The sequence below is a fragment of the Shewanella sp. FeAMO genome, assembly GCF_053653955.1.
This window is the reverse complement of the sequence record NZ_CM132201.1, coordinates 3,666,140-3,691,083: the sequence shown is the minus strand read 5'-3', so window position 1 is coordinate 3,691,083 and position 24,944 is coordinate 3,666,140. Positions and strand designations below refer to the sequence as shown.

The 24,944-nt window shown below is 52.9% G+C and carries 24 protein-coding genes; 15 read left to right on the top strand and 9 right to left on the bottom strand.

Annotation, left to right across the window (positions count from 1 at the left end; all coding sequences use genetic code 11):
• Window positions 1–153 precede the first annotated feature (153 nt).
• The 5 genes from ACWAU4_RS16585 (at window position 154) to ACWAU4_RS16565 (ending at window position 4,638) form a co-directional block, all read left to right on the top strand.
• Complete coding sequence (locus ACWAU4_RS16585; RefSeq protein ID WP_025889918.1) at window positions 154–549, top strand: SirB2 family protein; 396 nt, start codon at window positions 154–156, stop codon at window positions 547–549.
• A complete protein-coding gene (locus ACWAU4_RS16580) occupies window positions 549–1,340 on the top strand; it encodes a transglutaminase family protein (protein WP_096140857.1) in 792 nt (263 codons plus the stop codon). Before ACWAU4_RS16585 ends, ACWAU4_RS16580 begins: the two co-directional genes overlap by 1 nt.
• 79 nt (window positions 1,341–1,419) lie before the next feature.
• A complete protein-coding gene (locus ACWAU4_RS16575; protein ID WP_371872575.1) occupies window positions 1,420–2,691 on the top strand; it encodes a DUF819 family protein in 1,272 nt (423 codons plus the stop codon).
• A gap of 44 nt (window positions 2,692–2,735) precedes the next feature.
• Window positions 2,736–3,584, top strand: coding sequence for a 3-deoxy-8-phosphooctulonate synthase (kdsA, locus tag ACWAU4_RS16570; RefSeq protein WP_025011695.1), 849 nt, complete (start codon window positions 2,736–2,738; stop codon window positions 3,582–3,584).
• A 181-nt stretch (window positions 3,585–3,765) separates the two neighbouring features.
• Entirely contained in the window at window positions 3,766–4,638 is an 873-nt protein-coding gene (locus ACWAU4_RS16565; protein ID WP_208125005.1) for a DMT family transporter, read from the top strand.
• A 1-nt stretch (window position 4,639) separates the two neighbouring features.
• Here ACWAU4_RS16565 and ACWAU4_RS16560 read toward each other — a convergent pair whose 3' ends face one another.
• Both ACWAU4_RS16560 and ACWAU4_RS16555 read right to left on the bottom strand, forming a co-directional pair.
• A complete protein-coding gene (locus ACWAU4_RS16560; RefSeq protein WP_044734998.1) occupies window positions 4,640–5,425 on the bottom strand; it encodes a substrate-binding domain-containing protein in 786 nt (261 codons plus the stop codon).
• Window positions 5,426–5,494: 69 nt separating this feature from the next.
• Window positions 5,495–7,264 carry a flavocytochrome c gene (locus ACWAU4_RS16555; RefSeq protein WP_028779725.1) on the bottom strand — a complete coding sequence of 590 codons (1,770 nt, stop codon included), beginning with the start codon at window positions 7,262–7,264 and terminating at the stop codon, window positions 5,495–5,497.
• 285 nt (window positions 7,265–7,549) lie between these two features.
• Between ACWAU4_RS16555 and ACWAU4_RS16550 the strand changes: the two genes are divergently transcribed.
• From ACWAU4_RS16550 to ACWAU4_RS16540, 3 genes are all read left to right on the top strand, one after another.
• Window positions 7,550–8,566 (top strand): porin, encoded by a 1,017-nt coding sequence (locus ACWAU4_RS16550; RefSeq protein WP_243756793.1) that lies wholly within the window; start codon window positions 7,550–7,552, stop codon window positions 8,564–8,566.
• Between the two features lie 112 nt (window positions 8,567–8,678).
• Window positions 8,679–9,587 (top strand): LysR family transcriptional regulator, encoded by a 909-nt coding sequence (locus ACWAU4_RS16545; protein ID WP_208125004.1) that lies wholly within the window; start codon window positions 8,679–8,681, stop codon window positions 9,585–9,587.
• Complete coding sequence (locus ACWAU4_RS16540; protein ID WP_208125003.1) at window positions 9,584–10,795, top strand: DUF819 family protein; 1,212 nt, start codon at window positions 9,584–9,586, stop codon at window positions 10,793–10,795. The genes ACWAU4_RS16545 and ACWAU4_RS16540 overlap by 4 nt, the downstream gene beginning before the upstream one ends.
• On the opposite strand, the gene ACWAU4_RS16535 is transcribed toward ACWAU4_RS16540, so the two are convergent.
• Window positions 10,781–11,698 carry a ketopantoate reductase family protein gene (locus tag ACWAU4_RS16535; protein WP_062793930.1) on the bottom strand — a complete coding sequence of 306 codons (918 nt, stop codon included), beginning with the start codon at window positions 11,696–11,698 and terminating at the stop codon, window positions 10,781–10,783. The two genes, ACWAU4_RS16540 and ACWAU4_RS16535, sit on opposite strands and share 15 nt — an antisense overlap.
• A gap of 5 nt (window positions 11,699–11,703) precedes the next feature.
• Entirely contained in the window at window positions 11,704–12,036 is a 333-nt protein-coding gene (locus ACWAU4_RS16530) for a VanZ family protein (protein WP_210736175.1), read from the bottom strand.
• 172 nt (window positions 12,037–12,208) lie between these two features.
• Between ACWAU4_RS16530 and ACWAU4_RS16525 the strand changes: the two genes are divergently transcribed.
• Window positions 12,209–12,694, top strand: a complete 486-nt coding sequence (locus ACWAU4_RS16525; RefSeq protein WP_062793931.1) for a YajQ family cyclic di-GMP-binding protein — start codon at window positions 12,209–12,211, stop codon at window positions 12,692–12,694.
• Here ACWAU4_RS16525 and ACWAU4_RS16520 read toward each other — a convergent pair.
• The 4 genes from ACWAU4_RS16520 to ACWAU4_RS16505 all read right to left on the bottom strand — a co-directional run bounded on the left by ACWAU4_RS16520 (window position 12,691) and on the right by ACWAU4_RS16505 (window position 16,140).
• The gene (locus ACWAU4_RS16520) at window positions 12,691–14,376 is read right to left on the bottom strand and encodes an MFS transporter (RefSeq protein ID WP_454290325.1); all 1,686 of its coding nucleotides are present in this window, start codon (window positions 14,374–14,376) and stop codon (window positions 12,691–12,693) included. The genes ACWAU4_RS16525 and ACWAU4_RS16520 overlap by 4 nt on opposite strands.
• A 161-nt stretch (window positions 14,377–14,537) precedes the next feature.
• Complete coding sequence (locus ACWAU4_RS16515) at window positions 14,538–14,858, bottom strand: hypothetical protein (protein ID WP_025011704.1); 321 nt, start codon at window positions 14,856–14,858, stop codon at window positions 14,538–14,540.
• A 65-nt stretch (window positions 14,859–14,923) separates the two neighbouring features.
• Window positions 14,924–15,508: a peptidylprolyl isomerase gene (locus ACWAU4_RS16510; protein WP_028779732.1), complete on the bottom strand. Its 585-nt coding sequence runs from the start codon at window positions 15,506–15,508 to the stop codon at window positions 14,924–14,926.
• 65 nt (window positions 15,509–15,573) lie between these two features.
• The gene (locus tag ACWAU4_RS16505) at window positions 15,574–16,140 is read right to left on the bottom strand and encodes a YajG family lipoprotein (protein ID WP_025011706.1); all 567 of its coding nucleotides are present in this window, start codon (window positions 16,138–16,140) and stop codon (window positions 15,574–15,576) included.
• A gap of 162 nt (window positions 16,141–16,302) precedes the next feature.
• Between ACWAU4_RS16505 and ACWAU4_RS16500 the strand changes: the two genes are divergently transcribed.
• The 4 genes from ACWAU4_RS16500 to grxB all read left to right on the top strand — a co-directional run bounded on the left by ACWAU4_RS16500 (window position 16,303) and on the right by grxB (window position 19,667).
• Window positions 16,303–16,887 carry a porin family protein gene (locus ACWAU4_RS16500; RefSeq protein ID WP_101060070.1) on the top strand — a complete coding sequence of 195 codons (585 nt, stop codon included), beginning with the start codon at window positions 16,303–16,305 and terminating at the stop codon, window positions 16,885–16,887.
• Between the two features lie 126 nt (window positions 16,888–17,013).
• Entirely contained in the window at window positions 17,014–18,075 is a 1,062-nt protein-coding gene (locus ACWAU4_RS16495) for a DUF2804 domain-containing protein (protein WP_208125001.1), read from the top strand.
• A 21-nt stretch (window positions 18,076–18,096) separates the two neighbouring features.
• A complete protein-coding gene (locus ACWAU4_RS16490) occupies window positions 18,097–19,017 on the top strand; it encodes a sterol desaturase family protein (protein WP_025889931.1) in 921 nt (306 codons plus the stop codon).
• A complete protein-coding gene (gene grxB / locus ACWAU4_RS16485) occupies window positions 19,017–19,667 on the top strand; it encodes a glutaredoxin 2 (RefSeq protein WP_208125000.1) in 651 nt (216 codons plus the stop codon). Before ACWAU4_RS16490 ends, grxB begins: the two co-directional genes overlap by 1 nt.
• 109 nt (window positions 19,668–19,776) lie before the next feature.
• On the opposite strand, the gene ACWAU4_RS16480 is transcribed toward grxB, so the two are convergent.
• On the bottom strand, window positions 19,777–21,159 hold the full coding sequence (locus ACWAU4_RS16480) for a DUF3300 domain-containing protein (RefSeq protein ID WP_208124999.1): 1,383 nt from the start codon (window positions 21,157–21,159) through the stop codon (window positions 19,777–19,779).
• Window positions 21,160–23,658: 2,499 nt separating this feature from the next.
• Between ACWAU4_RS16480 and ACWAU4_RS16475 the strand changes: the two genes are divergently transcribed.
• Window positions 23,659–24,084, top strand: a complete 426-nt coding sequence (locus ACWAU4_RS16475) for a hypothetical protein (RefSeq protein ID WP_208124998.1) — start codon at window positions 23,659–23,661, stop codon at window positions 24,082–24,084.
• Window positions 24,081–24,815, top strand: a complete 735-nt coding sequence (locus ACWAU4_RS16470; RefSeq protein WP_208124997.1) for a hypothetical protein — start codon at window positions 24,081–24,083, stop codon at window positions 24,813–24,815. The genes ACWAU4_RS16475 and ACWAU4_RS16470 overlap by 4 nt, the downstream gene beginning before the upstream one ends.
• Window positions 24,816–24,944 lie beyond the last annotated feature (129 nt).

Here is a 24,944-nt window from a genome sequence, read left to right as displayed (position 1 = left end):
TCTGTGCCCGGGGTTATCTCCCGGGCTTGAAAACTGCCGATATCGTCCCCATTTCCTGTCATAATTCCGCCTTTTCGATAGCGGCTTGGCCTTGGTGCTGAGCACTGCGATAGGGTACACTGTCGCCTTTGTTCACCTACAGATAGCTATCCGATGGAAACTTTTTACAGCCTGTATCCGGCAGTTAAACACCTGCACATGACCCTGATCGCCGTCAGCGTATTGCTGTTCATTGTGCGTTTCGTGCTTAAGCTGCGTCAGTCAGCCATTATGGACAAGAAACTGCTGAAGGTAGGTCCGCATGTGATCGATACTTTCCTGCTGCTGTCCGGATTGACTCTGTGTTTTATGATTAAGCAGTATCCCTTCGTCGATCCCTGGATGACGGAGAAGATAGGCGCAGTGGTCGCTTACATACTGCTGGGCGTGATGGCGCTCAAGTCCAACCGTAATCTGATCTTCCGGATCTTCGCCTTCCTCGGTGCTCTGGGCTGGGTGGTTTATGCGGCAAAACTGGCACACTTCAAACAAGCGGTAATTCTGGGGTAATGCAACAATATTCTCTTAAGCAAGACGAACTCTCTCTGCCCGAGTCGGCATTTGAGCTTTGCCAACATCTGGGCTTTGGCTTGGCCAAACAGGCCAACTGGGCCTGGCTGGAACTGTCCGGCTCAGTGCTCAGCCATTATCTGGTCGATCAGCAGCGGCGCTTTCAGGCGCTGCTGAACTGGTTTTACAAGGATCTGGGGTTTGCCCCCAGAGAAGATTATTTTTCCCGGCAGGCGGCCGATCTCGGCCAGTGTATTCTCAGCCGCCAGGGGAACAGCACCACATTGGCAACTGTGCTTATGTTGCTTGGCAAACAGCTGGACTTGAAATTCGACCCTGTACTGCTGCCGGGCACCACAGTGCTGGCCTGCCACGTGGCCGGTGAACTCATCTATCTCGACCCGCTTCGGGGGGAGCGCCTCAGCAAAGAGCGCTTGCATGCCCTGGTTCGCGGCGAGCTTGGCAACAGTGCACCGCTGAAGGCGTCTTACCTCAAGCCGGTTGGCACCCAAAGGCTGATGACCCGCATGCTGCATGAACTCAAGGCCGGCGCCATAGTCGCCCATGAATTTGAAGTCGCGATGGAGTGCTGCAATTTGCTGCTTGAATGGCATGCCGACGATCTCAGCCTGCACCGGGAGCGCGCCTTTATTGCCCAGCAACTGGGGGCGATTCATGTCGCCAGCGCCGATCTGCAGTATTTTGTCGACAACAGCCCGCACGACCCCGTGGTCGAACTGGTGAAGATGCAACTCAGAGAATTGGGAGACGACCCTCAAACCTTCCATTGAACCTGCCCGTGAGGGCAGTGAGAAAAATATAAATATTAAAATAAAACAATAAATTGCAATCGCAAGGGAGATAGGACCTATGAGCAGTACCTCACAGGCGGCCACTGAAATGACTGCGTTGGTGACCAATGACGCCACCGCGCTCGGCATTCTGGCCGCCATTCTCGGCTTCGTTTTTTATACCAACAGCAGCAGTCATCCTTTCTGGCAAAAGTTTTACCGTTTCATCCCGGCCTTGTTGCTGTGTTACTTCCTGCCATCCTTGCTCAATACCTTTGGGATTGTCGATGGCAGTACCTCCAAACTTTACTATGTGGCGTCCCGTTATCTGCTGCCTGCCTGTTTGGTATTGTTGATCCTCAGCGTCGACCTCAAAGCCATTCTGGGGCTGGGTCCCAAGGCGGTAGTGATGTTTTTGACCGGCACCATGGGCATTGTCATAGGTGGCCCGATTGCCCTGCTTATCATGTCGGCAATCGACCCGACATTGACCGCTGGCCACGGCCCGGACGCAGTCTGGCGCGGCATGACGACACTCGCCGGCAGCTGGATTGGCGGTGGTGCCAACCAGGCGGCGATGAAAGAGATTTATGAAGTGGGCGGCAATATCTTCTCCGTGATGGTCACTGTCGATGTGATAGTCGCCAACATCTGGATGGCCGTGCTGCTGTTTATGGCATCCAGGGCCAAGGAGATAGATGCCAAGACAGGTGCAGATACCAGCGCCATTGAAAGCCTCAAGGCCAAGGTGGAGCAATATCATGCCGAAAACGCCCGCATTCCCAGCCTGCGCGACATTATGCTGATAGTGGCTGTGGGCTTTGGTATTACCGGTCTGGCCCATGTCGGCGCCGACCTGCTGGCTCCCTGGTTTGCAACCAACTATCCCTGGACCGAGCAATACAGTCTGACCTCTGGATTCTTCTGGCTGGTGGTGATAGTGACCACCATAGGTTTGCTGTTGTCATTCAGCCCGGCCCGTCATTTGGAAGCGGCCGGAGCCTCCAAGATAGCCTCGGCCTACCTCTACATACTGGTGGCTACAATCGGTTTGCATATGGATGTATCCCAAATTCTGGATACGCCGATTTACTTCCTGGTGGGCATTATCTGGATGCTGGTGCATTCGGGATTGATGCTGCTGGTGGCCAAGCTTATCCGTGCACCGCTGTTTTACATGGCGGTGGGCAGCCAGGCCAACGTTGGCGGCGCGGCGTCTGCGCCCGTAGTGGCTGCGGCCTTCCATCCGGCACTGGCACCCGTAGGTGTACTGCTGGCGGTATTCGGCTATGCTTTAGGCACTTATATGGCCTGGCTCTGTGGCCAGTTGCTGCAGGCCGTGGCCGGCTGATTTAAGTTAACGCCGCATGAGCGGCATTCAAGAGAGAAGTTGCGATGAGTAATAAAACCATACATCTGGGGGCTATTGAGATAGCCAATGACAAGCCCTTTGTGCTGTTCGGTGGCATGAATGTACTCGAGTCGCGGGACTTGGCGATGACCATTGCCGAAACCTACGCGGAAGTCACTCAGAAGCTGGGGATCCCTTATGTGTTCAAGGCCTCCTTCGACAAGGCCAACCGCTCATCCGTCAACTCCTATCGTGGCCCAGGCATGGAAGAAGGTTTGAAAATCTTCCAGGAAATAAAGGACACCTTCAAGCTGCCATTGATTACCGATGTACATGAGCCCTACCAGTGCGCGCCTGTGGCCGAAGTGGTCGACATCATCCAGTTGCCGGCCTTCCTGGCGCGCCAGACAGATCTTGTGGTGGCCATGGCCAAGACAGGGGCTATCATCAATGTGAAAAAGCCTCAGTTCCTGGCGCCCCATGAGATGCGGCATATCATCAAGAAATTCAACGAAGCGGGTAATGATGAGATCATTCTCTGTGAGCGTGGCAGCTGCTTTGGTTATAACAACCTGGTGGTGGACATGCTGGGCATGGATGAGATGAAGCAATCCGGCTACCCGGTGATCTTCGATGCCACCCATGCGCTGCAGCGCCCTGGCGGCCGTGAAGATTCTGCCGGTGGTCGTCGTGCCCAGGCAACCGAACTGGCCCGCAGCGGTATGGCGCTGGGACTGGCCGGGCTGTTTATTGAAGCGCACCCGGACCCGGACAATGCCAAGTGTGATGGCCCTTGTGCCTTGCCACTGCAGCAACTGGAAGGATATCTGAGCCAGATGAAGGCCGTTGATGATCTGGTGAAGTCTTTCCCGGCGCTGGATACCAGTCGCTGAGCCAAGCGCTTGGTTAACCTTGCATAAGCTGTTGCAAGCTGCGCCTTTGGTGGAATAGCGAATCACCTGGCTAGCGTGTTAGTCTCAAACGCCCGCAATCGCGGGCGTTTTTCGTTTCAGTCATGGCTTGCGGTTCATCAGGCAAGCATTCTCGGGCGCAAATTTTAAGGACAAGCCACCCATGTGGATCTTCTTTACCCTGATGGCTGCCTTTATGCAGGCGTGGCGCAACGCGTTTCAGAGCCGTCTCAGTCGCGATGTCAATGTTGTCGGGGTGACGCTAGCGCGTTTTGTTTATGCTGGGCCGTTGGCTGCTGTGTATCTGTTGTCACTTTATGCCTGGCAGGACGCAGGATTGCCGCAGCTTGGGCATGGCGCGCTGCAGTACATCATAGGGGCGGCCTTGGCGCAGATCCTCGCGACCGCCCTGATGGTAAAACTGTTCCAATTGCAGAATTTCGCCGTCGGCGCCGGACTGGCCAAGAGTGAAGCCTTGGTCGCGGCCGTGCTCGGCAGTCTGTTCTTCGGCACGGCGCTGACTGTCACCGGCTGGCTGGGGGTACTTGTCGGTACTGTGGCAGTCTTTCTGCTCAGTACCCAAGGCGGGCGCAAAGGCTTGTCCTTCAAGACGCTGCTGCTGGGGTTGGGGTGCGGCAGCGCCTTTGCGCTGACTTCGCTCTGGGTTCGGGAAGCAAGCCTGGTGCTGGGCTTGCCATTTCCTCACCGCGCCGCCTGGGTACTCTTGTTGGTTATTCTGCTGCAGACCTTGTTGCTGCTAGCCTGGCTTCTTATCAAAGATAAAGAAACCCTTAAAAAACTCTGGCACAGGCCCAGGTTGACCCTGGCCATCAGTATCAGCAGTTGTCTGGGCTCCATAGGTTGGTTCAGCGCCATGTCGCTCACGGCCGTGCCTTATGTGAAAACGCTCGGGCAGGTGGAAGTTTTCTTTATGATGCTGATCTCCAGCCTTTGGCTCAAGCAGCGGGTCAAGGTCAAGGATATGGGCGGCCTGGTACTGATTGCCCTGGCCGCGGTATTGGTGCTTTGGGGATAATTTACTCTGCTGCCACAGGATCCAGCCCTGAGTGGCGTATGCTGCTGAGTACATAAGGTTTATCCGAGGCCAGGTAGTCAATAAGACGTTTGGCTGCTTCAGGTTGCAGGCTGCTTTGGGTGATGCCGCTCGAGAAGGTGGTTACCTTCTGGAATTTGTCCGGGATCGGCCCGACAAATTCGGCGCCTGCGATAGGCAGTATTTCACTTATCTGCTGAAAACCTATCTGTAATTCTCCTCTGGCGACCACGGTGGCGACCCTTTCACTCAAAACCCTTTTGCTCTTGGGTTCTATCATCTGCCACAGCCCCATCTCGGGCCAGAGTTTGCTGGCCAGATAAGTGCCACTGGCGCTGGCCGAGTAACCTATTGAATCGGCTTGTTGCAGCACCTTGATAAAAGCTTCCTCTGTGCTGATGTCCGGCTTGGCTGTGCCCGCTTTAACGCACATGCCTATGCGGGAACGTACCAGATCCCTGTGGCTGTCACTGCGCACATAGCCCTTTTCTGTCAGCTTGTTGAGTGAGCTTTGGGACAGGATCAACACATCGAACGCTTCGTTGCGTTTGAGCCGCTCCGGAATGGAGTCATGGGCACCACCGGATGACGAGCCATAGGAGATGATCAAATCCAGCCCGGTATCCTGTTCTATCTGCTTCTCCATCGCGGTCAGGGTGCCGGCAAAACCGCCGGAAGTGATCACTTTCAATGTCTCTGCCCAACTGCCGAAGCTCAGGGTACAGCCCAGGGCCAACAGCAGTAACTTGCTCTTGAACTTATGCTTCATATCTGTGTGTCCTTAGTGTGTTGGGGAGTGAGCCGGCTCTGAGTGCCGAGGGCACTCTTTGCAGGGAGCCTATTTGGCCAACGCGTTGTCGGCAGCATTCTTACCCGCGATACGACCGAAGATAACCGTATCGGCCACCGCATTACCGCCCAGACGGTTGTAGCCATGTACCCCACCCGTCACCTCTCCGGCGGCATACAGGCCTTTGATGGGCCAGCTTTGCAGGTTCAGTACCTCGGCTTTCTCATCTATGGCGACCCCACCCATGGTGTGATGAATGCCAGGAGCAACTTTCACCGCATAGAAGGGAGCCTGAGTCAGATCAAGCGGCATATTTTCACGGTTGAATTCGCTGTCTTTGCCGACTTTGAAAGAGCGGTTGTAACTACTCACTGTTTGCTCCAGTGCCTTAGGTTGCATGCCGGTGAGTTTGGCCAACTCGGCTACATTATCGGCCTTTTTCAACATCTTAAGGTGATCATAGCCGCGTACCATTTTGGCTTTTTTGTACAGTTGGTTGTCGAACACCAACCAGGCAAACTGTTCGGGTTGCTTGAGAATGGCATCCGATGCCCGGTCGCGGGTGGTCAACTCGTTGATAAAACGTTTGCCATCCTTGTTGACCATGATAGCCCCGACACCGCGCACGGTTTCAGAGATTAAGATGCGGCTGTCTTTGCCTATGGTTGGGTGTGCCTGGATCCAGTCGATATCTGTCATGCTGGCGCCTATGGACTTGGCCATTTCGATGCCATCGCCGGTTGCGGTAATATTGTTGGAACTGGTCATGCCTTTAAAGGTTGGGCGATAGTAGGCGATCATCTCTTTGTTCATGCCATAGCCACCGGTTGCCAGCACCACGGATTTGGCGCCCAACATGTAATAGCCAGAGTGTTTACCGTGGATCACTACCCCGAGTATCTGCTGCTCGTCATTCACTACCAGTTTCACTGCCCGTGAATTGAGGCGGGTTTCCACCTGATTTTTGTCTGCGGCCTTACGCAGTACATCTATGATATGTGGCCCGACGCTGAGCCCGCCCGATGGTCTGTGTGTCCTGTCCACCCGGGCGCCGCCGGAGCGTTTGAGGTCATCCATATTGGCGCCGAGGGATTCAAGCCATTTGATACCATCGGCTGACTGCTGCGCCAGAATTTGAACCAACTTGGGATCGTTGGCGTAGCGACCGCCTTTCATCGTATCTTCCACATACCAAGCCACTTGGTCGTCCACCTTGTGGGCGGCTTGTTGTTTGGTACCCACGGCGTTATAGCCACCGGCCGCCAGCATGGAGTTGCCGCCGGAGAAGGGGGCTTTTTCCAGCAATACCACCTTGGCCCCGGCCTGTTTGGCGCTGATGGCAGCGTTATAGCCGGCACTGCCGGCACCTATTACCACCACATCTGTGCTTTGTTTTGGTCCCGCGGCGATAGCCTGCTGAATTTTTTGCTGATCCCATTCTTTGTCCCAGGCAGGTTTGGCTTTGACATCGGCAAAGGGCATGGGTTTATGTTCAAAAGAGTGGCATTCATTGCAGTAAAATTTGGGTGCTTCGTGCCCCTTGTGACAACTGGTACAGGCGATATCACCCAGGTGAGAGCCGTGGGGATCTATCTCCAGGGCTGGGTTCTTCAGGTCACTGTAGTCTCCGTGACAGCTGCGGCACTGTTGATTTTCATGGGCCTCGCTGTCGTCAATCTTGTTAGGCGAAACATGGCAGGTTTTGCAGCCTTGCTGGCTGTCGCTGTGAAATTTGCCTAGATCCTGAGGTGCCGCCTGCACTCCGGCTGCACCGAAAAGGCAACAGGCCAGCAGACCGCTGAGATAAGTGAGTTTCATATTGCTCCCTAAAATATTTGTTATTGGATTCGTTATTAGCATGAGCAAATAAAATGTAAAAAAAGGTGAGGCGGCTCAAGTTTGATGTCGCGTTATTAATTGTTGAAATAGGTTTCAAGTTTTCTTAATTCATGGTTTTGAATTCGCTTAATTCATTTTCAATAAAATTGAAAATGATGCCTCTGTTATGAGTGTGTGATCCAGTCAATGCTCAAATGGGTATAAAAGTTTTTACTATATTTCGGCACTAACTCATATCTCAACTCATAAATATAAAGAGACAAAATGATGAACCTAAGAAAAACGATTCTTGCTGGAATTACCTGCTCGCTGTTGCCGCTGGTCAGCCAGGCTGCACCCGACTTTTATGGCCGGGCTTGGCTTGGGGTGAGTCACTCGGACAGCGGTTTACTGTCAGATAGAAAGGAAAACGGTGCTTATCTGGAAAACTATGCCTCCTTTATCGGTATCAAGGGTAAAGAAAAACTCAACGACAATATCAATATTGTTTATGTGATGGAATTTGGTAATAACGGCGGCTACTTTGATACTTCTTCGCTGTTTAAATCCCGTAATACTTATCTGGGTGTCGAAAGCCAATTGGGTACACTGGTATTTGGTCGTAATGATACTGTGTTTAAAAAGACGGAAGGTAAGGTGGATTTATTCAATATCACTTCCAGTGATATGGCAAAAATTATCGCCGGGAATGACCGCCTGGGAGATTCAGCTACTTATTACTCACCCAAATGGTATGGAGTGCAGCTGGGCGTGAGCTATCAATTTGCCGATAATCTGCCGGAGCAAAATGGCTCAAACGGCAATTATGCACTGAGCCTGACAGCGGGTGATGCCAAATTGAAACAACATGCCTGGTATCTGGCGCTGGCCTATGCCGATAGTCTCAATGCCTTGGATGCCGTACGAGCCGTTGCCGGTGCTCGCTTGGCCGGTGCCAAGTTGGGGTTTATGTATCAGCATGCCGAGTCGCAGAAATATCAAAATCTCAGTGGCAACAGTTTGCTTGCCAGCATGGAGATCCCTTGGCAGCAATACAGTTTCAAGGCGCAATATCTGTATGACAACTCAGGCAATGGCAAGGTGGCATCCAGCCTGGCTGATAAAGCCAGTGTGACAGATGCCTCCAGTTGGCAGGCGTCTTTGGGGTTGGACTATCGAGCTTCCAAAAGCACCACGTTCAGCTTGATAACCACCTATCTGGACGGCGATTTTACCGACGCAGGAGGTTATACGGAGTATGACGACAAGCTGGTGACTCTGGCGATGAAACACATGTTCTGAGTCACAGTATTTGTAGCTGGTTTCCGAGCCTTATCGCAGGCTCGGCTGGATCAACTTTTCCCGGTAACGGGATTGCTAAAATACGCCAACCCAAACCGCGGCGATTCCCCTGATGAAGATAACTCTAAAACAACTGCTGGTATTCAAGTGCATACATGCCGAAGGGCAGATCTCCCGTGCTGCCAGGAAGCTGCATATGTCGGTTCCGGCCGTCAGTATGGCGCTGAAAGAGTTGGAGTCAGCGCTGGGGTGCCGCCTGTTTGAACGCAGTGCGACAGGTTTGCTGCTCAACCCGCAGGGGGAGTTGTTGCTGCCATACGCTAACGGGATGTTGGCGTCAGAGCAGCAGGTACAGCAGTTATTTCACGCCAGTGCCAGTGGCGTATGTGGCACACTGACGGTCGGCGCCAGTAAAACTGCGGGAAACTATGTGTTATCGCGGCGCTTGCCTGTGTTCCATCAATGTTTTCCGGCCACAGGAATTCGCTTGATGATCAAAGATTCAAGCCACATAGAGAGGATGGTCTCTGAACGGGAACTGGACCTGGCCTTTGTTGACGCGAAGCCGTCGCTGGCCAATCTCTGCTGTGAGCCTTGGCTCAGAGACAGGATCTGCATTGTTTGCGGCGCCCATAATCCTCTGGCTAAAGAGGTTGTCGATACCGAACGCCTGTCGCGTGAAGTCTGGTATCTGGATGAAAGCGCGACGGTTGCCCGCGTCAGGGCTATGCAGTTACTGCACAGCGTCGGCATTGTGCCATCGCAAACCATCACCATGGGAACTCTGGGAGCTATCAAGCGCGCCACGGCCACTGGCTATGGGGTCAGTATCTTGCCCTTTATGGCGATAGATGCCGAATTGGAGCGTGGCGATCTGGTGGAGTTGGAACTGCCCGGCTGGGACTTTGAACGTAACTATTGGGTGATCCGCCGGGCCGAGGAAGTGCTTGCCCCTTTACCGGCCAATTTTCTGGAATTTATGTTGGATCAACGCGAGTTCGACGAGCAACGGCCGGCATGATCCAAACCGATTTTCAGCTGTTTGGCAGTCTTTGCCTGATCTTGGGAGGCATATTCTACACCAGCGGTCTCAACAGCCCTTTCTGGCGTCGCTGTTATCGGATCTTGCCCGTGATGGTGGCCTGTTATTTCGTGCCATCACTGCTCAACACCATGGGGCTGATTGCGGTAAAAGACTCTCAGTTGCCCAAGTTTGCCGTCGATTACCTTATGCCCATGTGTCTGGTGTTGATGCTGCTGGGGCTGGATATCGGCAGTATTTGGCGCTGTGGCGGTAAGCTGCTGCTACTGTTTTTTATCGGCAGTCTGGGGGTCTTTGTCGGGGGGCCGCTGGCGCTGTGGTTGGTGGGATACATACAGCCTGAGCTCTTGCTGCCGCAGGGGGAGGATAGCCTCTGGCGCGGCATGGCGACCCTGGCAGGTAATTGGGTCGGTGGCACCGCCAATCAGATGGCGATGAAAGAACTGTTCGGTGCCGGTGACAGTAACTTTGCGGTTTTTGTTACTGTGAATGTGGTGCTTTCAGGGATCTGGATGGCAATATTGCTGGCGCTGGCGCCCCACGAGGCCAAAATCAATCGCTGGCTTCGAAGCCGCGAGCCGCAGGCGACTGTGCTGGATACGCCCTTGCCGGAACGGCGTCTGGCACAGAGCCATCACTGGTTATTGATCTTTTGCCTGCCGCTGATGCTGGGCGGCTTGGCACACTGGGGCGCCGATTGGACGGCGGAGCTGATTGTCCGCCACTGGCCTATGGCCAGAGCTTATCACCTGCATACTCCCTTTATCTGGCTGGTGGTCTGGTTAACGACGGCCAGCGTGCTCCTGTCGCTGACACCGGCGCGGCGGCTGGCGGCCTATGGTGCCGACAGAGTCGGTAATGCCTGTCTATATCTGATGTTGGCTATCATGGGGCTGAAGATGGATATCGGTATGCTCTGGTCTTTGCCCTGGTTCTTTGTTATCGGGGCTATCTGGTTGCTGGTGCATGTCTTCTTGTTGCTGCTGGCGGCGAGAGTGTTGAGGCTTCCATTCGGTTATCTCGCCATTGCCAGTCAGTGCAATCTTGGCGGGGCGGCTTCGGCGCCTGTGGTCACCAGCGCCTATCGCCAGGCATTGGTGCCTCTTGCGGTTCTGATCGCGGTATTTGGCTACGCCTGGGCCAACTTTATTGCCTGGGCCTGCGGCCAGTGGTTAAAGCAGATTTGATTCAAGCGCCTTTATTTGGGCCACCAGTTCGCTGTTGATTGGCAGTGTGAGCCCATATTGCTCGGCGCACTGCTGCAGGTAACCGTTGATATAGTCAATTTCCGTCTTGCGGCCGTGCTTGAGGTCCTGATACATGGAGGAGTAGTTGGCGGCGGTTAGCCGTATCACTTCCTTGACTCTGGTGTGCAGCGTATCGAACGTCAGCGCTATGCCTTCCTGCTTGGCTACCTGTAACAGCTCATCGAGAATGGCGCAGATTGTTCCCTCAAACTCGGGGGCGGCCAGGGCACCGTTGTTGACTCTGTGAATGGCAGTCAGCGGATTGATAACGGCATTGACCGCCAGCTTTTGCCACAGGGCTTCGAGAATGGCATCACTCCACTGACTGCCGGGAATGGCATTGAGCAAAACGGTTTTCATCGCCTCTGGCATGGGGGCGCCGATTAGGTCACCTATCTGGGTCAGGCCGCTGCCGGTTTGGCGAATATGATTGCTGCTGAGTTTCAGCGCTCCCTGGCTGGTGGTGCCCAGGCTCAGCGGCCGGCCATTCAGCTTGGCGGCCAGGCTTTGATGGGGACCAAGCCCATTGTGCAGCAGCAGGATGCGGCAATTCGGGTGAAGTTTTGGCAGCAAAGGCTCCAGCGCCGCTTCAACCTGATAGGCTTTGACTGTGACCAGCAAGAGCTCGAGCTGCTTGAGCTTGCTCGAGTCCTGCGCCAGACACAGAAAGGATGTTTGCAGACTCTGGTCGCCAAGCTCCAGGGTATAGACTTGCTTTTCGCCCTGCTCAGCCAATGATGGGGTGTTAGCTCTTGGTAATAACCAAGGTTCAAGCCCGGCTGCGGCCAGTTGCTGTGCCAGCAGTTGTCCTATTGCCCCAATGCCGAGGATCCCCGTCTGCATCCGGGTTACTCCCTCAACATGGCGGCGCGAAAATATCTGCGATAGCCCCAGAGTGAGAAGTAGAAGAGTACGACTCCGGCCATATCGGCGACAAAGTCGGCCACATCTGCGCTGCGGTAGGGCAGACGGGATTGCACCATCTCTATCAGAATGCCGTAGCCGGCCAGGGTAGCAAACATCAAGTACCAGCGGGGGCGGAACGCCAGGTAGGTCAGCCAGGCGAGGGCAAAGAAACTACCTATATGACCCACTTTATCCAGATTAGGGATGCTCTGTGGATAGTTAGGCTTGGAAAAAACCAGGTAGCTGATCACCGCCAGGGCAATCAACAAAGCCATTTTAAACAGCAACTGTCGGTTAATCACAAATCACGCAGGGTTGGAAAGCTTGGCGAACATCATAGTCAAAATAAAGCCTGGCTGTCATCAGCAGACGTGGATTTATTCAGCTCTGCTTCAACTTAGGGTAGACTGGCGCTATTGGTTTGACTGATAAGTAAAAGGCGACGAAATGCCCTCATTCGATATAGTGTCAGAAGTAGATGCCGTTGAACTGCGTAACGCAGTGGATAACAGCAAACGTGAATTGGATACCCGCTTCGATTTCCGCGGGGTGGAATTTGCGGTGGAGTATAAAGACTTTGTAGTGACCCTGTCGGCAGAGTCTGACTTTCAGTGTAATCAGATGGTGGATATTTTAAGAACCCAACTGAGCCGTCGTAATGTGGATCCCAAGGCGATGGAAGTGGATGAGAAAGCGATTCACAGTGGCAAGATGTTTTCTTTGAAGGTCAAGTTCAAACAAGGCATCGAAGCCGATGTGGCCAAGAAGCTGGTAAAACAGATCAAAGACAGCAAGGTAAAGGTGCAGGCGCAAATCCAGGGCGACTCGGTACGGGTCACAGGCAAGAAGCGTGACGACTTGCAGGCCGTGATGGCGCTGGCCCGTAATGCCGAGCTGGGCCAGCCGTTCCAGTTCAATAACTTCCGCGACTAGTCGTTAATCTGCGACTTGAGCGTATCTTGAGCAGTATCGGCCCGCTTCGGCGGGCTGTTTTTTTGCACCAGCCAAATCAGCAGCAGCACGGGCAAGCCTATGATGCTGGCGCTGACAAAGAAATTCACATAGCCAAAGGCGTTGACCCAGGCGCCGGAGAAGCCGGCAATAAACTTGGGAAACAGTAACATCACCGAAGACAGCAGTGCATACTGAGTGGCACTGTAGCCACTGCTGGTGAGGCTGGAGAGGTAGGCGATAAAGGCCGCTGTGGCGATACCGCCGCTGAAGTTGTCCACCGAAATTGCCAGGGTCAGCAGCGGCACGTTGTAGCCCACCATGGCCTGCAGGGCGAACAACAAATTGGTGGTGGCCACCAGGAAGGCGCCGACATAGAGGATTTTTATGGTGCCGAAGCGTGCCAACAACACCCCGCCGAATGCCGAGCCCACCAGGGTCATGATCAGACCATAGACCTTGCTCAGGGTGGCGATCTCTTCCTTGCTGAAGCCCATATCCACATAGAAAACATTGGCCATGATCCCCATGACGATATCCGAGATCCGGTAGCAGGAGATCAGCATAAGGATCAGAATCGCGCTCTTGCCGTAGCGGCGAAAGAAATCGATAAAGGGCAGGGCCACGGCGCTGTAGAGCCAGGAGATAAAGGCGGCCATCCTATCTGTGCCGGCCTGGGTCAACTGCTTGGCTTCCTGCTCTTGAATAGCCCTGTCTTTACTTTTGACGCCGAAGATCAGCAACCAGAGCAGCAGAATGAGCCCCATAGAGGCCAGCGTGACTGCATCTGTATTCAAGGCCTGACTCGGAAAGTAGGATTGCAGTACCTGGGTGAAGGGTTCAGCCAGGCTAAAACAGAAATAAAGCCCCAGCAGCAGGAGTAGCAACTTGCCATGGCGCAGGATAAACAGGTTGGCCGGCGCGGCCCAGACCGAGAGTCTGGGTGCCAGGTTGGCCCTGAGTCTGTCTCTGAGGCTCGCTTCCTCTTCCCCGATAAAGCTGATATCCACCGCCGGCTCTTTGGCAAAAAGTGTCGCCAGTATGCCTATGCTCATCAAACCTGCCATTATCAGATAGGCGGTTTGCCAGCTCTGGAGATCATAGCTTTCCGGCGTGGGAGAAACCCAGGCGGCGATAGTCAGTGAGCCTGCCGTGGCTATGATCATCGCGCTGCGATAGCCCACCTGATAGGCGGCGGCCAGTGCCGCCTGCATTTTTTCCGGCGCCGACTCGATACGAAAGGCATCGACCACTATGTCCTGGGTGGCGGAGGAAAAGGCCACCATCAGCGCAAAGAGTGCCAGATGGGTGAGATCTTCCATGGGGTCACTGCCGGACATTCCCAAAATGGCGGCTATCAGTAAGAGCTGGGAGAACAGCATCCAGCCGCGGCGGCGGCCAAAGAGTTGGCTGAACAAAGGCAGGGGCATGCGATCGACCAGGGGGGACCAGGCCCACTTGAAGGCATAGATCAAGGCCACCCAGCTGAAATAGCCGATGGCGGCCCTGTCTACCCCGGCTTCCCTGAGCCAGAAAGACAGGGTGGAAAATACCAGCATCAGCGGCAGGCCGGCGGAAAAACCGAGCAGCAATAAGATGAGTACCCGTTTGTGGAAATAGATACTCAGGGCGTCTCGGGTGCTGGCAAAAAAAGATTGAGGCATGGCACGGCTTGGTGAGAGTCAAAGGCCTTAGAGTAAAAGCCCGCGCCTGCGACTTCAAGGCGTGCTTAGGTGTTTGCCCAATAAAAAATCCCCGGCAAAGCCGGGGATTGGTCGCCCGTGTCATTAAAGTGTCACCCGGGCGGGGTAGATTAACGTCTGTCTCAGGGCCTGACGCCGATACAGCCTTCGGGTATGGGGCCACCACCGAACAGGTATTCACAGCAGTCGTCCAGTTGCTGGCGCAAAAACTGGTTACCGCGCAATACCCAATCGGGCCATTTATCGAAGGCGTACAACAAGTGCCAAAATACGCGTTCGACATCCGTTTGCGCTTCCCCCTGCAAGTTCAGCTGATGCCATTCTTCCAGGGTATCCCACAGATACAATCTGACTTCATTAAATTCCAGCTTGTCGCTCAAGAATGCTTTGCCGTAATGAGCCAGTTGGGGCGCTTTCACATCGATGAACTCTTCCGGGGTCATCAGATCGCCTCCTTATGTTGCCAGGTTCAGTATAGACAGCTTTTTGATACTGAGCCGGGCCTGGATTAATTTCTTGGCAGAAGTGTGGCTTTCTTCAACAAAACCTGGGTGACAGGCACATCGGGCCAACCCAAGGTGCTGTTGGTGCCTGTCTCTACCAGCGCCATATTCTGCAGAACTTCAAGCCCTTGGCTGACTTCACCGAATACGGCATAGCCCCAGCGCCTGGAGGATGGGTCGAGCTTTTTGTTGTCGGCCACATTGAAGTAAAACTGGCGGGTGGCCGAATGGGGGGCATTCTCTCTGGCCATGGCTATAGTGCCTAGGCTGTTGGACAAGCCGTTGCCCGACTCATTGACTATCGGCTTGTCTGAAGGCAGTTCTTCATACTTGGGGCTGAGGCCGCCGCCCTGAACCACGAAATCGGCAATAATGCGGTGAAACAATGTGTTGTTGTAGTCGCCGCGCACCACATAGGTGAGAAAGTTGTCCACAGTGATGGGCGCCCGGGTGCGATCGAGCTCAACAACGATTTTGCCCATGCTGGTATCAAATTCCACTTGGGGGTAGAGATTGTCTTTTTGTATATCCAATGCCAACGCCAGCTGACTGGTCAGCATCAATACGGCTGCGAGTATCCATCGGCTCATGACCTGATTCCTTATCATAGTGTTGCAGACGGGCCGGCTTGTGAGTCACAGACCGGCCCAATAAATTACTGCTGCAAAAAGCTGTGCAGCTCGGGGTCGTTGAGTATTTCGCCGCTCAACTGGGTGATCAGCTTGTTCATGTCCAGTTCCAGCGAGGCGAAGTCGGCACCGAAAGGACCCTTGAGCAGCCCCTTGGCCTTATAACGCTTGGTCAGGGTATGGCTGCTGTTTTTCGCCAGCAGATTGATGCTGACATTGGTTTTGGCTTCAAAGCCGAAGCTGGATTCATCCACATCTGTGAGCAATTCAATCAGCTGCAACTGTACCTCTTTCCCACTGGCGGGATCGATTCGGTATCCGGCCTTGGCAAAACCTTGACGGAACAGTTGATCCAGTTGGGCCCTAGGGGGCTCGGCCGGGCTGACCAGGCGTGCGGCTTTGCCATCTTCATTGAATCGCACAATAAAGTTGGCGGTGCGGGTATCCAGGGTTTGCAGCGCCAGAGCAGGCTCCAGCGAAGTCTGTGGCGTGACCGCAGGCAGTTCAGGGCTCAGGGCAATAAAGTTGGGGGTATGACTGGCGCAGCCAAAGAGCAGCGCCGACCCCAGCATCAAGGTAGCAAGCCGTTTCATAAAAATCCGAAGCTGTAAAAAAAGGTGGCATCAGGATAACCAGATTTGAGTTTGGCTTCCAGCATCTGGCAATGGCAGATAACCGACTCTGGTTCAGTCAGGGTTCAGACAGCGAAGCGCAATATCCGCGCGTAAAACACTTACAAATCATGGGGGAATCGTATGAAGTACGTTATATTGGCAGCTGTACTGGTGATGCCGACCTTGATGGCACCGGCAGCCAACGCCGCAGAAGGCAAACATGTTATCGGGGGCAGTATAGGCCTTGGAGTGCAGAATGATGATGACATCAGCCGCTTCAATCCCGATGCCGGTAACGCCGAAGACAACGACAGCTCAGACAGCTGGGGCACAGAGCTTTATTATCGCTATCATCTCACGCCAAACTGGGGTGTTGAAGCGGGTTACCTTTGGTCCGACGCCGGTATAGTCCATGCTTTTACCTCCGGCATTACCGAGTTGCAGATGGATAGCTTCGAGGCGGCGAGAGTGTCCCTTTATGGCCGCTGGGGCTTTACCGAGCGCAACAGCTTCTATGCCAAGCTGGGTGCCGCCAGGGTTAAACTCGAATATCAATATACCAAAGACGGCGTCGGCTTCAATGACACTGAAAATGGCCTGCATGCGGCAGCCGGTTGGGAATATCGTTTCCGCAACAATCTGGGCATCAATACAGAATACGTGTATCTGAAGACGGATAACTTCGACTATCAAGGGGTATTCGTCGGCCTCAGTTACCGTTTCTGAATGACACAGTAAACCGGATAAAACCCCGTATAGCGGGGTTTTTTCATTTTTGTAACATTCAAGGCTTCAATCTCCGACGGCGACAGGGTAGAGTCAAGTTATTGCTCTAAAACACCTGTTGGGAATATGTTGGAATTGAAATCCGGGCCTTTGCCGACGACTCAATCCGGGGTTGCAACCCAGGCGGCACCTGACTCTTTGATAGATGTTCACGGCCGGCCTCTGTTTGGTCATTTCGACGGGCCGCCGAAAAGCCTGGGATTGGCAGACTTTCAGCTGTTCAATGAGATGGACCGCAGGGTTTCACGCCTGAAACAGCGTTGCAGTTATAAGCAGTTTGAGTTTATTGGCCTTAACAGCCCCAGATGGATGCTGGGCGTTGCCTTGGCGGATATCGCCTATCTTGGCAGTGGTTTCTGTTATCTGTTTGATGTGCAGAGTCGTCGCATGTATCAGCAGAATCTGCTGCGGCCTCCTGCTGGTTTTAACCTGAGCCGTTCGCCATGGCAGGGGGAGAGCCGTATGGGCGGCATTCACTTTCGGCGTGAGCAGGGACAATGGCAACTGAGTCTGGATCTTAAACTACAGGGAATGCCACTTGAGGGGGAGCTGACCTTGGTTCCCGAACCGCTCAGCTTGCCGATGGCGCTTTGCAGTCCAACCGGTTACAGCGGTTGGACCTATACCCAGAAACACAATGCCCTCAAGGTCTCCGGCCAGTTGTCCTTCAATCATGAACCCCAGCCGCTGCTGCATGCCAGAGCCGGTTATGACTTTTCCGCAGGCTTTATGCGCCGGGAAACCAGTTGGCGCTGGGCCTCTATCAATGCCGATATTGAGGGTAAGGGGTTGGGGCTAAACCTGGCGGCCGGAGTCAACGAAACCGGCTCTTGTGAAAACGTGCTCTGGGTTGATGGTGCCAGGCATTTGCTGTCGCCGGTGCATTTTGAGTTTGACCGCATGGCAGCATCAGGCGGCCAATGGCGAGTTTGGTCTGAGCGCGGCGATCTGGAGTTGGCATTTTCGCCCTTGGGGTGCCGCAGCGAAAGGCTCAACCTGGGGCTGCTTAAAAGCAATTTTCGCCAGTATACCGGGCTGTTTTCCGGTTGGGTCAAAGACTCCCTGGGCAAGCGCCATGAGCTGGTGCAGCAGAGCGGCCTGACAGAAGATCACTTTGCCAAGTGGTGAGCTGGAATAAAAGGAATAAAAATGGATTTCAATTTACTTATTTCCCACCCTGAATGGCTGCTGCTGGTATTGGCGCCGCTGTTCTTCATCTGTATGGCATTGGAGTGGTTTTTCGGTGACCGCCTCAGACGTTTGCCTGAGAATGCCCGCTATCGACCGGCGGAGGTTTTCTGTAACTTTGTGCTGGCTGGCATGCACCAGGGCGCCGATATTCTCACGGGTTTACTGCTGGCCAAACTGTATTTGTGGTTATTCGGCTGGCGTTTGTTCGACATTGAGATGAATGGCTGGACCTTTGTGCTGCTGATGCTGGGGCAGGACTTTTGCTATTACTGGTTCCACCGGGCCAGCCACAGATGCCGCTGGATGTGGGCCGCCCATGTAGTGCACCACAGCTCGGAAAACATGAATTTTTCCACCGCCTTTCGTCAGAGCCTGATGTACCCATTGGCGGGCATGTGGCTGTTTTGGCTGCCCTTGGTGATCATAGGCTTCGATCCCAACTGGGTGGTATTTGTGGTGCTGCTTAATCTGGGACTGCAATTTTTTGTCCATACCCAGGCCATCAAACGTCTTGGGCCCTTGGAGTGGATATTCAACACGCCGTCCCACCACAGGGTGCACCATGGCCGTAATCCTCAGTACATAGATAAGAACTACGCCGGGGTGTTGATCATTTGGGATAGATTATTCGGCAGCTTTGAGCCGGAGCGGGAAACCGTGCGCTATGGTATTACCAAGCCGGTGAACAGCTTTAATCCTGTGACAGTCACCTTTGCCGAGTGGCGCGATATGTTGGCGGAAGTGAGCCGCCCCGGCCTTAGTTTCAGGCAGCGTTGGCGTTTGCTGTTTGCGCCGCCGGCCAGTCAGGAGTTGCCCAGCTCCGGCCTCGGAGGATATGCTGATGGCCCTGACAGTTCCAAGGAAGCTAAGGAGTACTGATGAAGCTTTTTGTGTTTGACCATTGTCCCTATTGCGTCAAGGCTATGATGCTGGTGGGGCTTAAGGCGTTGCCGGTGGAGCGGGTCTATCTGCAAAACCATGATGTGGAGTCCAGAATAGCCATGGTCGGTGCCAATATGGTGCCCATTTTACAAAAAGCCGATGGCAGCTTTATGGCCGAAAGCCTGGATATCGTCAGCTATCTGGATAATCTGGATGGTAAGCCGGTCATTACCCTTGCCAGCCAGGCCGATGCTGTCAGCCAATGGCAGGAGGCATCCGGTTATTTCAGCAGTCGCTTGCTCTATCCCCGCAGTGTGTTGCTCGGTCTGCCCGAATTTGGCAGCCAAGAGGCGATTGCCTGGTTTACCCAAAACAAGAGCGCCATGATAGAGATGTCTTTCGAGCAAGCGCTTGCGCAAACGGCCGATTATCTTGAGGGGCTGGCTAAGTGTTGGCCGCAGCTCGACTGGCTGCAATTGCCGTCGGAGCGGGGCAATAAGTTGAGTATTGATGATATCAACCTGTTCCCCGGTCTGAGAAACCTGACCATGGTCAAGGGGCTGGTATTCCCGGCCAGAGTGCGTGCCTATATCGAAGAAGTGGCAGCGCTGACTCAAATCGACTTGTACGACGACAGAGCCGTCTGAGCGGCTTTATCTGAGTCATACAACTACACCCAAAAAGACAGGCCAGTGCTGGACCTGTCTTTTTCATTCGTTTTCACTTTAGGGCAAGTGCTACTTTAACCCGGCTTTTTCAACGCTCTCTTTGTTGATGCACTGCGCGTTGTCTGTGCTCCTGAGCACGGCTGGGCTGGCGTCGCTCCGCCTGATGGCGCTGTGGCTGAGCTCGCTGCTGATGCTGCACCTTCGATTGACTCTGAGGCTGATAGCGTCTCTGTGGCTGCTGTTGTTTATCTGCCTGTTGCCGGCGCTTTTCAGCTTGTCTATAAGTAGTGTTAGTGTGCCGGTTTGAGGCCTGTTGCAACTGTCTGTCTCTGGCCTGATGTTTAACCCGCATCGTTTTGTCGGCGGCGTTGGCACTGCTATTGGCACTCCTATATGACGGCTGCTGTGACAGCTGGCGAACTTTTTGTGGCTCGCCCTTATGCATCTTTTCCCTCTTGTCACCGGCGCGCCATTCACGGCTATTGTGTTCCCTGCGCTGCTTTAGCTCATGCTGCAACTGCTTTTGTTGCTTGTTTCTGTCCTGATGCAGCCTCTGGCTGTGGTTGAAGCTGCGGGCCTGGGATTCATAACGCTTGTGCGACTTGTTGTATACCGCCTTATTGTAGCGTTGTTGCAGCCCAGGGTGGCGATAATGGGCGCCCCGTCTGTGGTGCGGGTTATGGCTCCAGCGCTGGGCTCCCTGGCTATAGGCCAGTCTTGGCCGGTAGTGATTATAGTGTTTGTGGCGATAATCGACCCAGATCACTCTGTCATGCCAATGAAAGGCGCTGAAGAAGAAGTTAAATGAAATGCTGACCCCGGCACTGCGCCAGTAAAACGGACTGGAGTGGTAGCGTACATATCCGGGGAAAGGGTCCCAATAGATAGGCGGATAGCTGCTCCAGTGCCAGTGACCATAGACACGGCGACTGTCGTAGTAAGGGACATAGATCACCTCGGTGCGGGTCGGTGCTATCACTATCTGACGTTCGTCGCGTCTGGCGTTGAGGTTACCCAGGTCATTTAATGAGTCGGCATCCCAGGCAGCTTGTCTCAGGGTTTGAATCCCATCCATCACCCGGCCTTCATCGGCAATAAAGGCTTCGCCCAAACGGGCGGTCCAGTCCAGATCTGTGCTCATCCTATTCAACACTTCCGGAAAGGCGATAAGCGCCATCACACTGGGATCCCAATCCTGGTTCTCGGCTTCGGCCATCAGGCGTTCATTGCTCCAATGGCTGCGCTGTTTGCGCCAGCGCTGTGCCTGCACCAGTTCCAGTGGATAGGTTGAGGCGATCAGCATATGGGTCAACAAGGTGTCCGGATAGAGAGCGATAGGGGAGAGCAGCTGCATCAGCTCGGGTTCCCGGATATCACTGCCGGATTCGGCGGCCTGCAGCGCCGTAGTTGGCAGGCCAAACAGACACAGGATAAGTACACTGTGCTGCAGCCAGATTTTCAGCTTGTTCATGGTTGCCTCCTTTAGGCCGGTATGGTTACCAGCCTGGCAAGTGAGCTAACTGAGGCCTTGCGATGCAATTCCCCATCAGTGGTTTCAGGATAAGTGGCCTTTGATGAACATAAGCTGAAGGCTTTGGGATGGCTAAATGATCTCCAAGCAACTGCCTGGGGGAAGTGGGTAGTGGAACTGAGTCTTTTGAAATGGCAGGAGTACGGCTATTTCCAGACACAGGCGGAACTGTGACCGTTGAAAACAGGGACGTTTTCGTCGAGGCTACATGGACGTATTCACAACAACATCCCTGTTTAACGGCCAGCTCGTCATCCATGACTCGCGCTCGAAAGCATGTTGCTGCGCAACTCTCGCCGTGTCACAGGATCGTCTGTGCGAAAGGCGCACCGCAGGTGATTGGCGGCTGCTTAGCCAGAAGCTAAGACCTAGTTTATTGGTGAGTTCTGGCTTAAAGCCATGATAGCCGCTGTGCCAGCGGCCTAAGGTCGTGGAGCAAATGCATCCATGCACAACGGCCAGTTCGCCATCCCTGGCTCTCGCTCGTAGCCAGTCGCTACGCGACACTCGCCAAACCACACCGGGCAAGGGGCTTTGCTTGTCCAAAGCCCCTTGCATCCCCAAGGACACCCCGACGTAGCCGAAATCCCCGCTGGCTTATGAAGCAAATTGGCTACACTCAGGACTCGCATCCATGCTCGACCTTCGAGCCTCGACATCCCTGTCTCGGCTACGCCAATTTGCAACAACGCCAGCGGCGGCTCCGAAGGGGGGAATTGGTGCAATTCTGTGAGAACTAACTTGTTTGAAGTTACCTATATGCCCGCAGACATACACCTAATTCCAGGCACAGGCGGAACTGTGACCTTCCGAGCCAGGGATGGCGAGGCAGAGCTTACAGGGACGTACTCGCAGCGTGTCACAGGGTCGCCTGTGTGAAAGACGCACCGCAGGTGATTGGCGGCTGCTTAGCCAGAAGCTAAGACCTAGTTTATTGGTGAGTTTTGGCTTAAAACCATGATAGCCGCTGTGCCAGCGGCCTAAAGTCGTGGAGTTTCGCCCCACACCCGAGGAAGGGGGCTGTATCGACTCGCCCCCTTTCCAAACCCCCAACGACCCGCGACGCAGCGGAAAACCCCTTGTGCTTATGATACCAATTCGCTACCGCGCCAGACGCTCATCCCTGATTCGACTGGCGCTGCTTCGGCATCCATGCCTCGCTACGCGATTGTCATCAACGCCCTGCGGCCGCTTCGAGCGGGGGCGGTGCAATTCTGTTAGTACCGAGTAGCTTGAAATATCTGAAGTGCTTGCAGACATACAGCTCATTTCCAGGCACAGGCGAAACTGTGACCGTCGAAAAAAGGGACGTTTTCGTCGAGGCTACATGGACGTATTCACGCCGTGTCACAGGATCGCCTGTGCGAAAAGCGCACCGCAGGTGATTGGCTACAACTTAGCTAGCCGCTAGGATCAAGTTCATTGGTGAGTTTTGGCTTAAAGCCATGATAGCCGCTGTGCCAGCGGCCTAAAGTCGTGGAGCTTCGCCCCACACCCGAGGAAGGGGGCTGTAGCGACTCGCCCCCTTTCCAAATCCCCAGCGACCTGCGACGCAGCGGAAAACCCCTTGTGCTTATGATACCAATTCGCTACCGCGCCAGACGCTCATCCCTGATTCGACTGGCGCTGCTTCGGCATCCATGCCTCGCTACGCGATTGTCATCAACGCCCTGCGGCCGCTTCGAGCGGGGGCGGTGCAATTCTGTTAGTACCGAGTAGCTTGAAATATCTGAAGTGTCTGCAGACATACTGCTCATTTTCAGGCTTTAGTTCTGGTGGGACTGTGACCGTTGAAAACAGGGAAGAATGCAAACACCCAGTCAATCCTGCTTCAAAAACAACCCAAATCAGGGTTTTGTTGCCTTTGTCAAAACTTGACCTTTGGCTAATTGTTTTCAAATTCAGTACTGGGTATTGTATAACTAATTCAAACGTTTAGCTTTAGCGCTCCCTTAAGCAGAAAGCAGCAACACTTTTCCGTTTTCAGCGGAACGCAGGGACGAACAGAATTTGGACCCGTGCGGTAGCCATGGCTTAACTTAACGCTTTTTGTAGGGCCTGGGCTGTAGGGCCCTTGGTTGTTCGGCTTGAATCGCTCATGACAAGCACCTCAGAACTGATTTTTATACAGTATTATTGACGTTCCAGGAAAAATGCCGGGAATTTGCAGCTAAGTGTGCGCGTTATTTCTGTAACATTTTAGAAAATAGCATCAAATTCATAAAGTTAAAAAATAAAGCTGGTAGATAATAGGTTTGGAAACCGCGCATGCGCGTTTAGCTGCAAGGGATATTTGGACTAAATGGTATTATATCCAGCTAATACAAGCAGATAGCGATGCGCGTTTACACTCCTCTGAGGACTTAAACGCGCATGCGCACTATACAGCTGTTAAGTTTTAATGCATACATCAACATCATATTTAGGAGTAGGTAAGATATGGAAGGTTTTTACTGGCTTTCACTTTCAGAAAGCAAGATAAAGAATGACTTTGACATCATCAAGAATGATGTCATCGAAGATACAGAACTTAAAGGAGTCCTTTCTATCGAAAGTGCAGACGATCTAGTAAGGATCATCAAAGCATTTAAGAAAGCATCTATTAGTAGCTCTGAAGATAAGTATTTTAAGTCAGAAAAGCACAAAATTGGTTTTATGCTTTTAAAGCATGAAGGTTCAGTCTTTGACGAAGAACTTGGTATAAAGAAGAAACATTACCTTAATAAGGAAGTAGCAAAGGAATGGAAGCAGAAATACCAATCAATATACCATCCAGATAAGAATGTTGGCGATAGTTCTATTGATTATGCGGAGGTGACGAGCAAGATCAATAAAATCTATAACCGAATGGTGGGTAAAGCATGACGACTAACATACCATCAGTAATTTATCATCAACTTAATGGAATTGTTGAAAGGCCAGAGTTAAATAATATTGCTAGCATTGCAACAAGTGTCTTAAATCAAGGTCATGTAACTGGAATCATTAACGCGTTTTTTATCAACACTAAAATTTGTGTAAATGGTGTGCCATATATAAAAATTAATGGTCTATCGACAATATTAAGAACTGGTAACTCCGGAGCTGAAAGACCATTGATTTATCAAGGAATGCCGGGAGTTTTATCTGCAGCACAACTTATTGAAATTGATGGAGAAGAACATATATCAGGTCCAACATTGCGAGCACTTATAGATGCTAGAATTGCTTTCACGGATGGAAGAACAAAACAATACTTGCAAATTGCTATGCAGACTTATGAACGCATTATTAATCTTGCCCAAGTTCGAGACCTAAAAGAAGTATTCTTAGATGATATCCGAAATAATAGGCCTTTACTAAAAAGTCAGAGAATTGCCGAATATGGCATTACACATTGTGAGTTCTCTAATCAGCCCTTTGCAAACCGTAGTGATGTTGAATTTGCACATATTGAGAGCGTTGTAACTCAACCATTACTCGCTCTTAATATTAATAACGGCGTAATAATAATGAAAAATATTCATCGTCAACTAACAAGTATGGGTATTCATGGTTATGAAGGAATGTATAACTTTTGTCTCGCCAATGGTTACTCTACAGCTTGGGCAGACTAAAACTTAACAAACTTTTTAAGAGTGATTCGCAACGCGTGGCATTTTTACTGTGCGTTGGTTTTAGTGTTTAAGGTGGTATGCGACAGCTTCGGTATTGCGTTGCTCACACCTTAACAGGGCGTTAGCACT

Excerpts from the sequence above, each read along its gene's own strand:
- ACWAU4_RS16585 (WP_025889918.1), top strand. The coding sequence starts at position 154 with ATGGAAACTTTTTACAGCCTGTATCCGGCAGTTAAACACCTGCACATG.
- ACWAU4_RS16580 (WP_096140857.1), top strand. The coding sequence starts at position 549 with ATGCAACAATATTCTCTTAAGCAAGACGAACTCTCTCTGCCCGAGTCG.
- ACWAU4_RS16575 (WP_371872575.1), top strand. The coding sequence starts at position 1,420 with ATGAGCAGTACCTCACAGGCGGCCACTGAAATGACTGCGTTGGTGACC.
- kdsA (WP_025011695.1), top strand. The coding sequence starts at position 2,736 with ATGAGTAATAAAACCATACATCTGGGGGCTATTGAGATAGCCAATGAC.
- ACWAU4_RS16565 (WP_208125005.1), top strand. The coding sequence starts at position 3,766 with ATGTGGATCTTCTTTACCCTGATGGCTGCCTTTATGCAGGCGTGGCGC.
- ACWAU4_RS16560 (WP_044734998.1), bottom strand. The coding sequence starts at position 5,425 with ATGAAGCATAAGTTCAAGAGCAAGTTACTGCTGTTGGCCCTGGGCTGT.
- ACWAU4_RS16555 (WP_028779725.1), bottom strand. The coding sequence starts at position 7,264 with ATGAAACTCACTTATCTCAGCGGTCTGCTGGCCTGTTGCCTTTTCGGT.
- ACWAU4_RS16550 (WP_243756793.1), top strand. The coding sequence starts at position 7,550 with ATGATGAACCTAAGAAAAACGATTCTTGCTGGAATTACCTGCTCGCTG.
- ACWAU4_RS16545 (WP_208125004.1), top strand. The coding sequence starts at position 8,679 with ATGAAGATAACTCTAAAACAACTGCTGGTATTCAAGTGCATACATGCC.
- ACWAU4_RS16540 (WP_208125003.1), top strand. The coding sequence starts at position 9,584 with ATGATCCAAACCGATTTTCAGCTGTTTGGCAGTCTTTGCCTGATCTTG.
- ACWAU4_RS16535 (WP_062793930.1), bottom strand. The coding sequence starts at position 11,698 with ATGCAGACGGGGATCCTCGGCATTGGGGCAATAGGACAACTGCTGGCA.
- ACWAU4_RS16530 (WP_210736175.1), bottom strand. The coding sequence starts at position 12,036 with ATGGCTTTGTTGATTGCCCTGGCGGTGATCAGCTACCTGGTTTTTTCC.
- ACWAU4_RS16525 (WP_062793931.1), top strand. The coding sequence starts at position 12,209 with ATGCCCTCATTCGATATAGTGTCAGAAGTAGATGCCGTTGAACTGCGT.
- ACWAU4_RS16520 (WP_454290325.1), bottom strand. The coding sequence starts at position 14,376 with ATGCCTCAATCTTTTTTTGCCAGCACCCGAGACGCCCTGAGTATCTAT.
- ACWAU4_RS16515 (WP_025011704.1), bottom strand. The coding sequence starts at position 14,858 with ATGACCCCGGAAGAGTTCATCGATGTGAAAGCGCCCCAACTGGCTCAT.
- ACWAU4_RS16510 (WP_028779732.1), bottom strand. The coding sequence starts at position 15,508 with ATGAGCCGATGGATACTCGCAGCCGTATTGATGCTGACCAGTCAGCTG.
- ACWAU4_RS16505 (WP_025011706.1), bottom strand. The coding sequence starts at position 16,140 with ATGAAACGGCTTGCTACCTTGATGCTGGGGTCGGCGCTGCTCTTTGGC.
- ACWAU4_RS16500 (WP_101060070.1), top strand. The coding sequence starts at position 16,303 with ATGAAGTACGTTATATTGGCAGCTGTACTGGTGATGCCGACCTTGATG.
- ACWAU4_RS16495 (WP_208125001.1), top strand. The coding sequence starts at position 17,014 with ATGTTGGAATTGAAATCCGGGCCTTTGCCGACGACTCAATCCGGGGTT.
- ACWAU4_RS16490 (WP_025889931.1), top strand. The coding sequence starts at position 18,097 with ATGGATTTCAATTTACTTATTTCCCACCCTGAATGGCTGCTGCTGGTA.
- grxB (WP_208125000.1), top strand. The coding sequence starts at position 19,017 with ATGAAGCTTTTTGTGTTTGACCATTGTCCCTATTGCGTCAAGGCTATG.
- ACWAU4_RS16480 (WP_208124999.1), bottom strand. The coding sequence starts at position 21,159 with ATGAACAAGCTGAAAATCTGGCTGCAGCACAGTGTACTTATCCTGTGT.
- ACWAU4_RS16475 (WP_208124998.1), top strand. The coding sequence starts at position 23,659 with ATGGAAGGTTTTTACTGGCTTTCACTTTCAGAAAGCAAGATAAAGAAT.
- ACWAU4_RS16470 (WP_208124997.1), top strand. The coding sequence starts at position 24,081 with ATGACGACTAACATACCATCAGTAATTTATCATCAACTTAATGGAATT.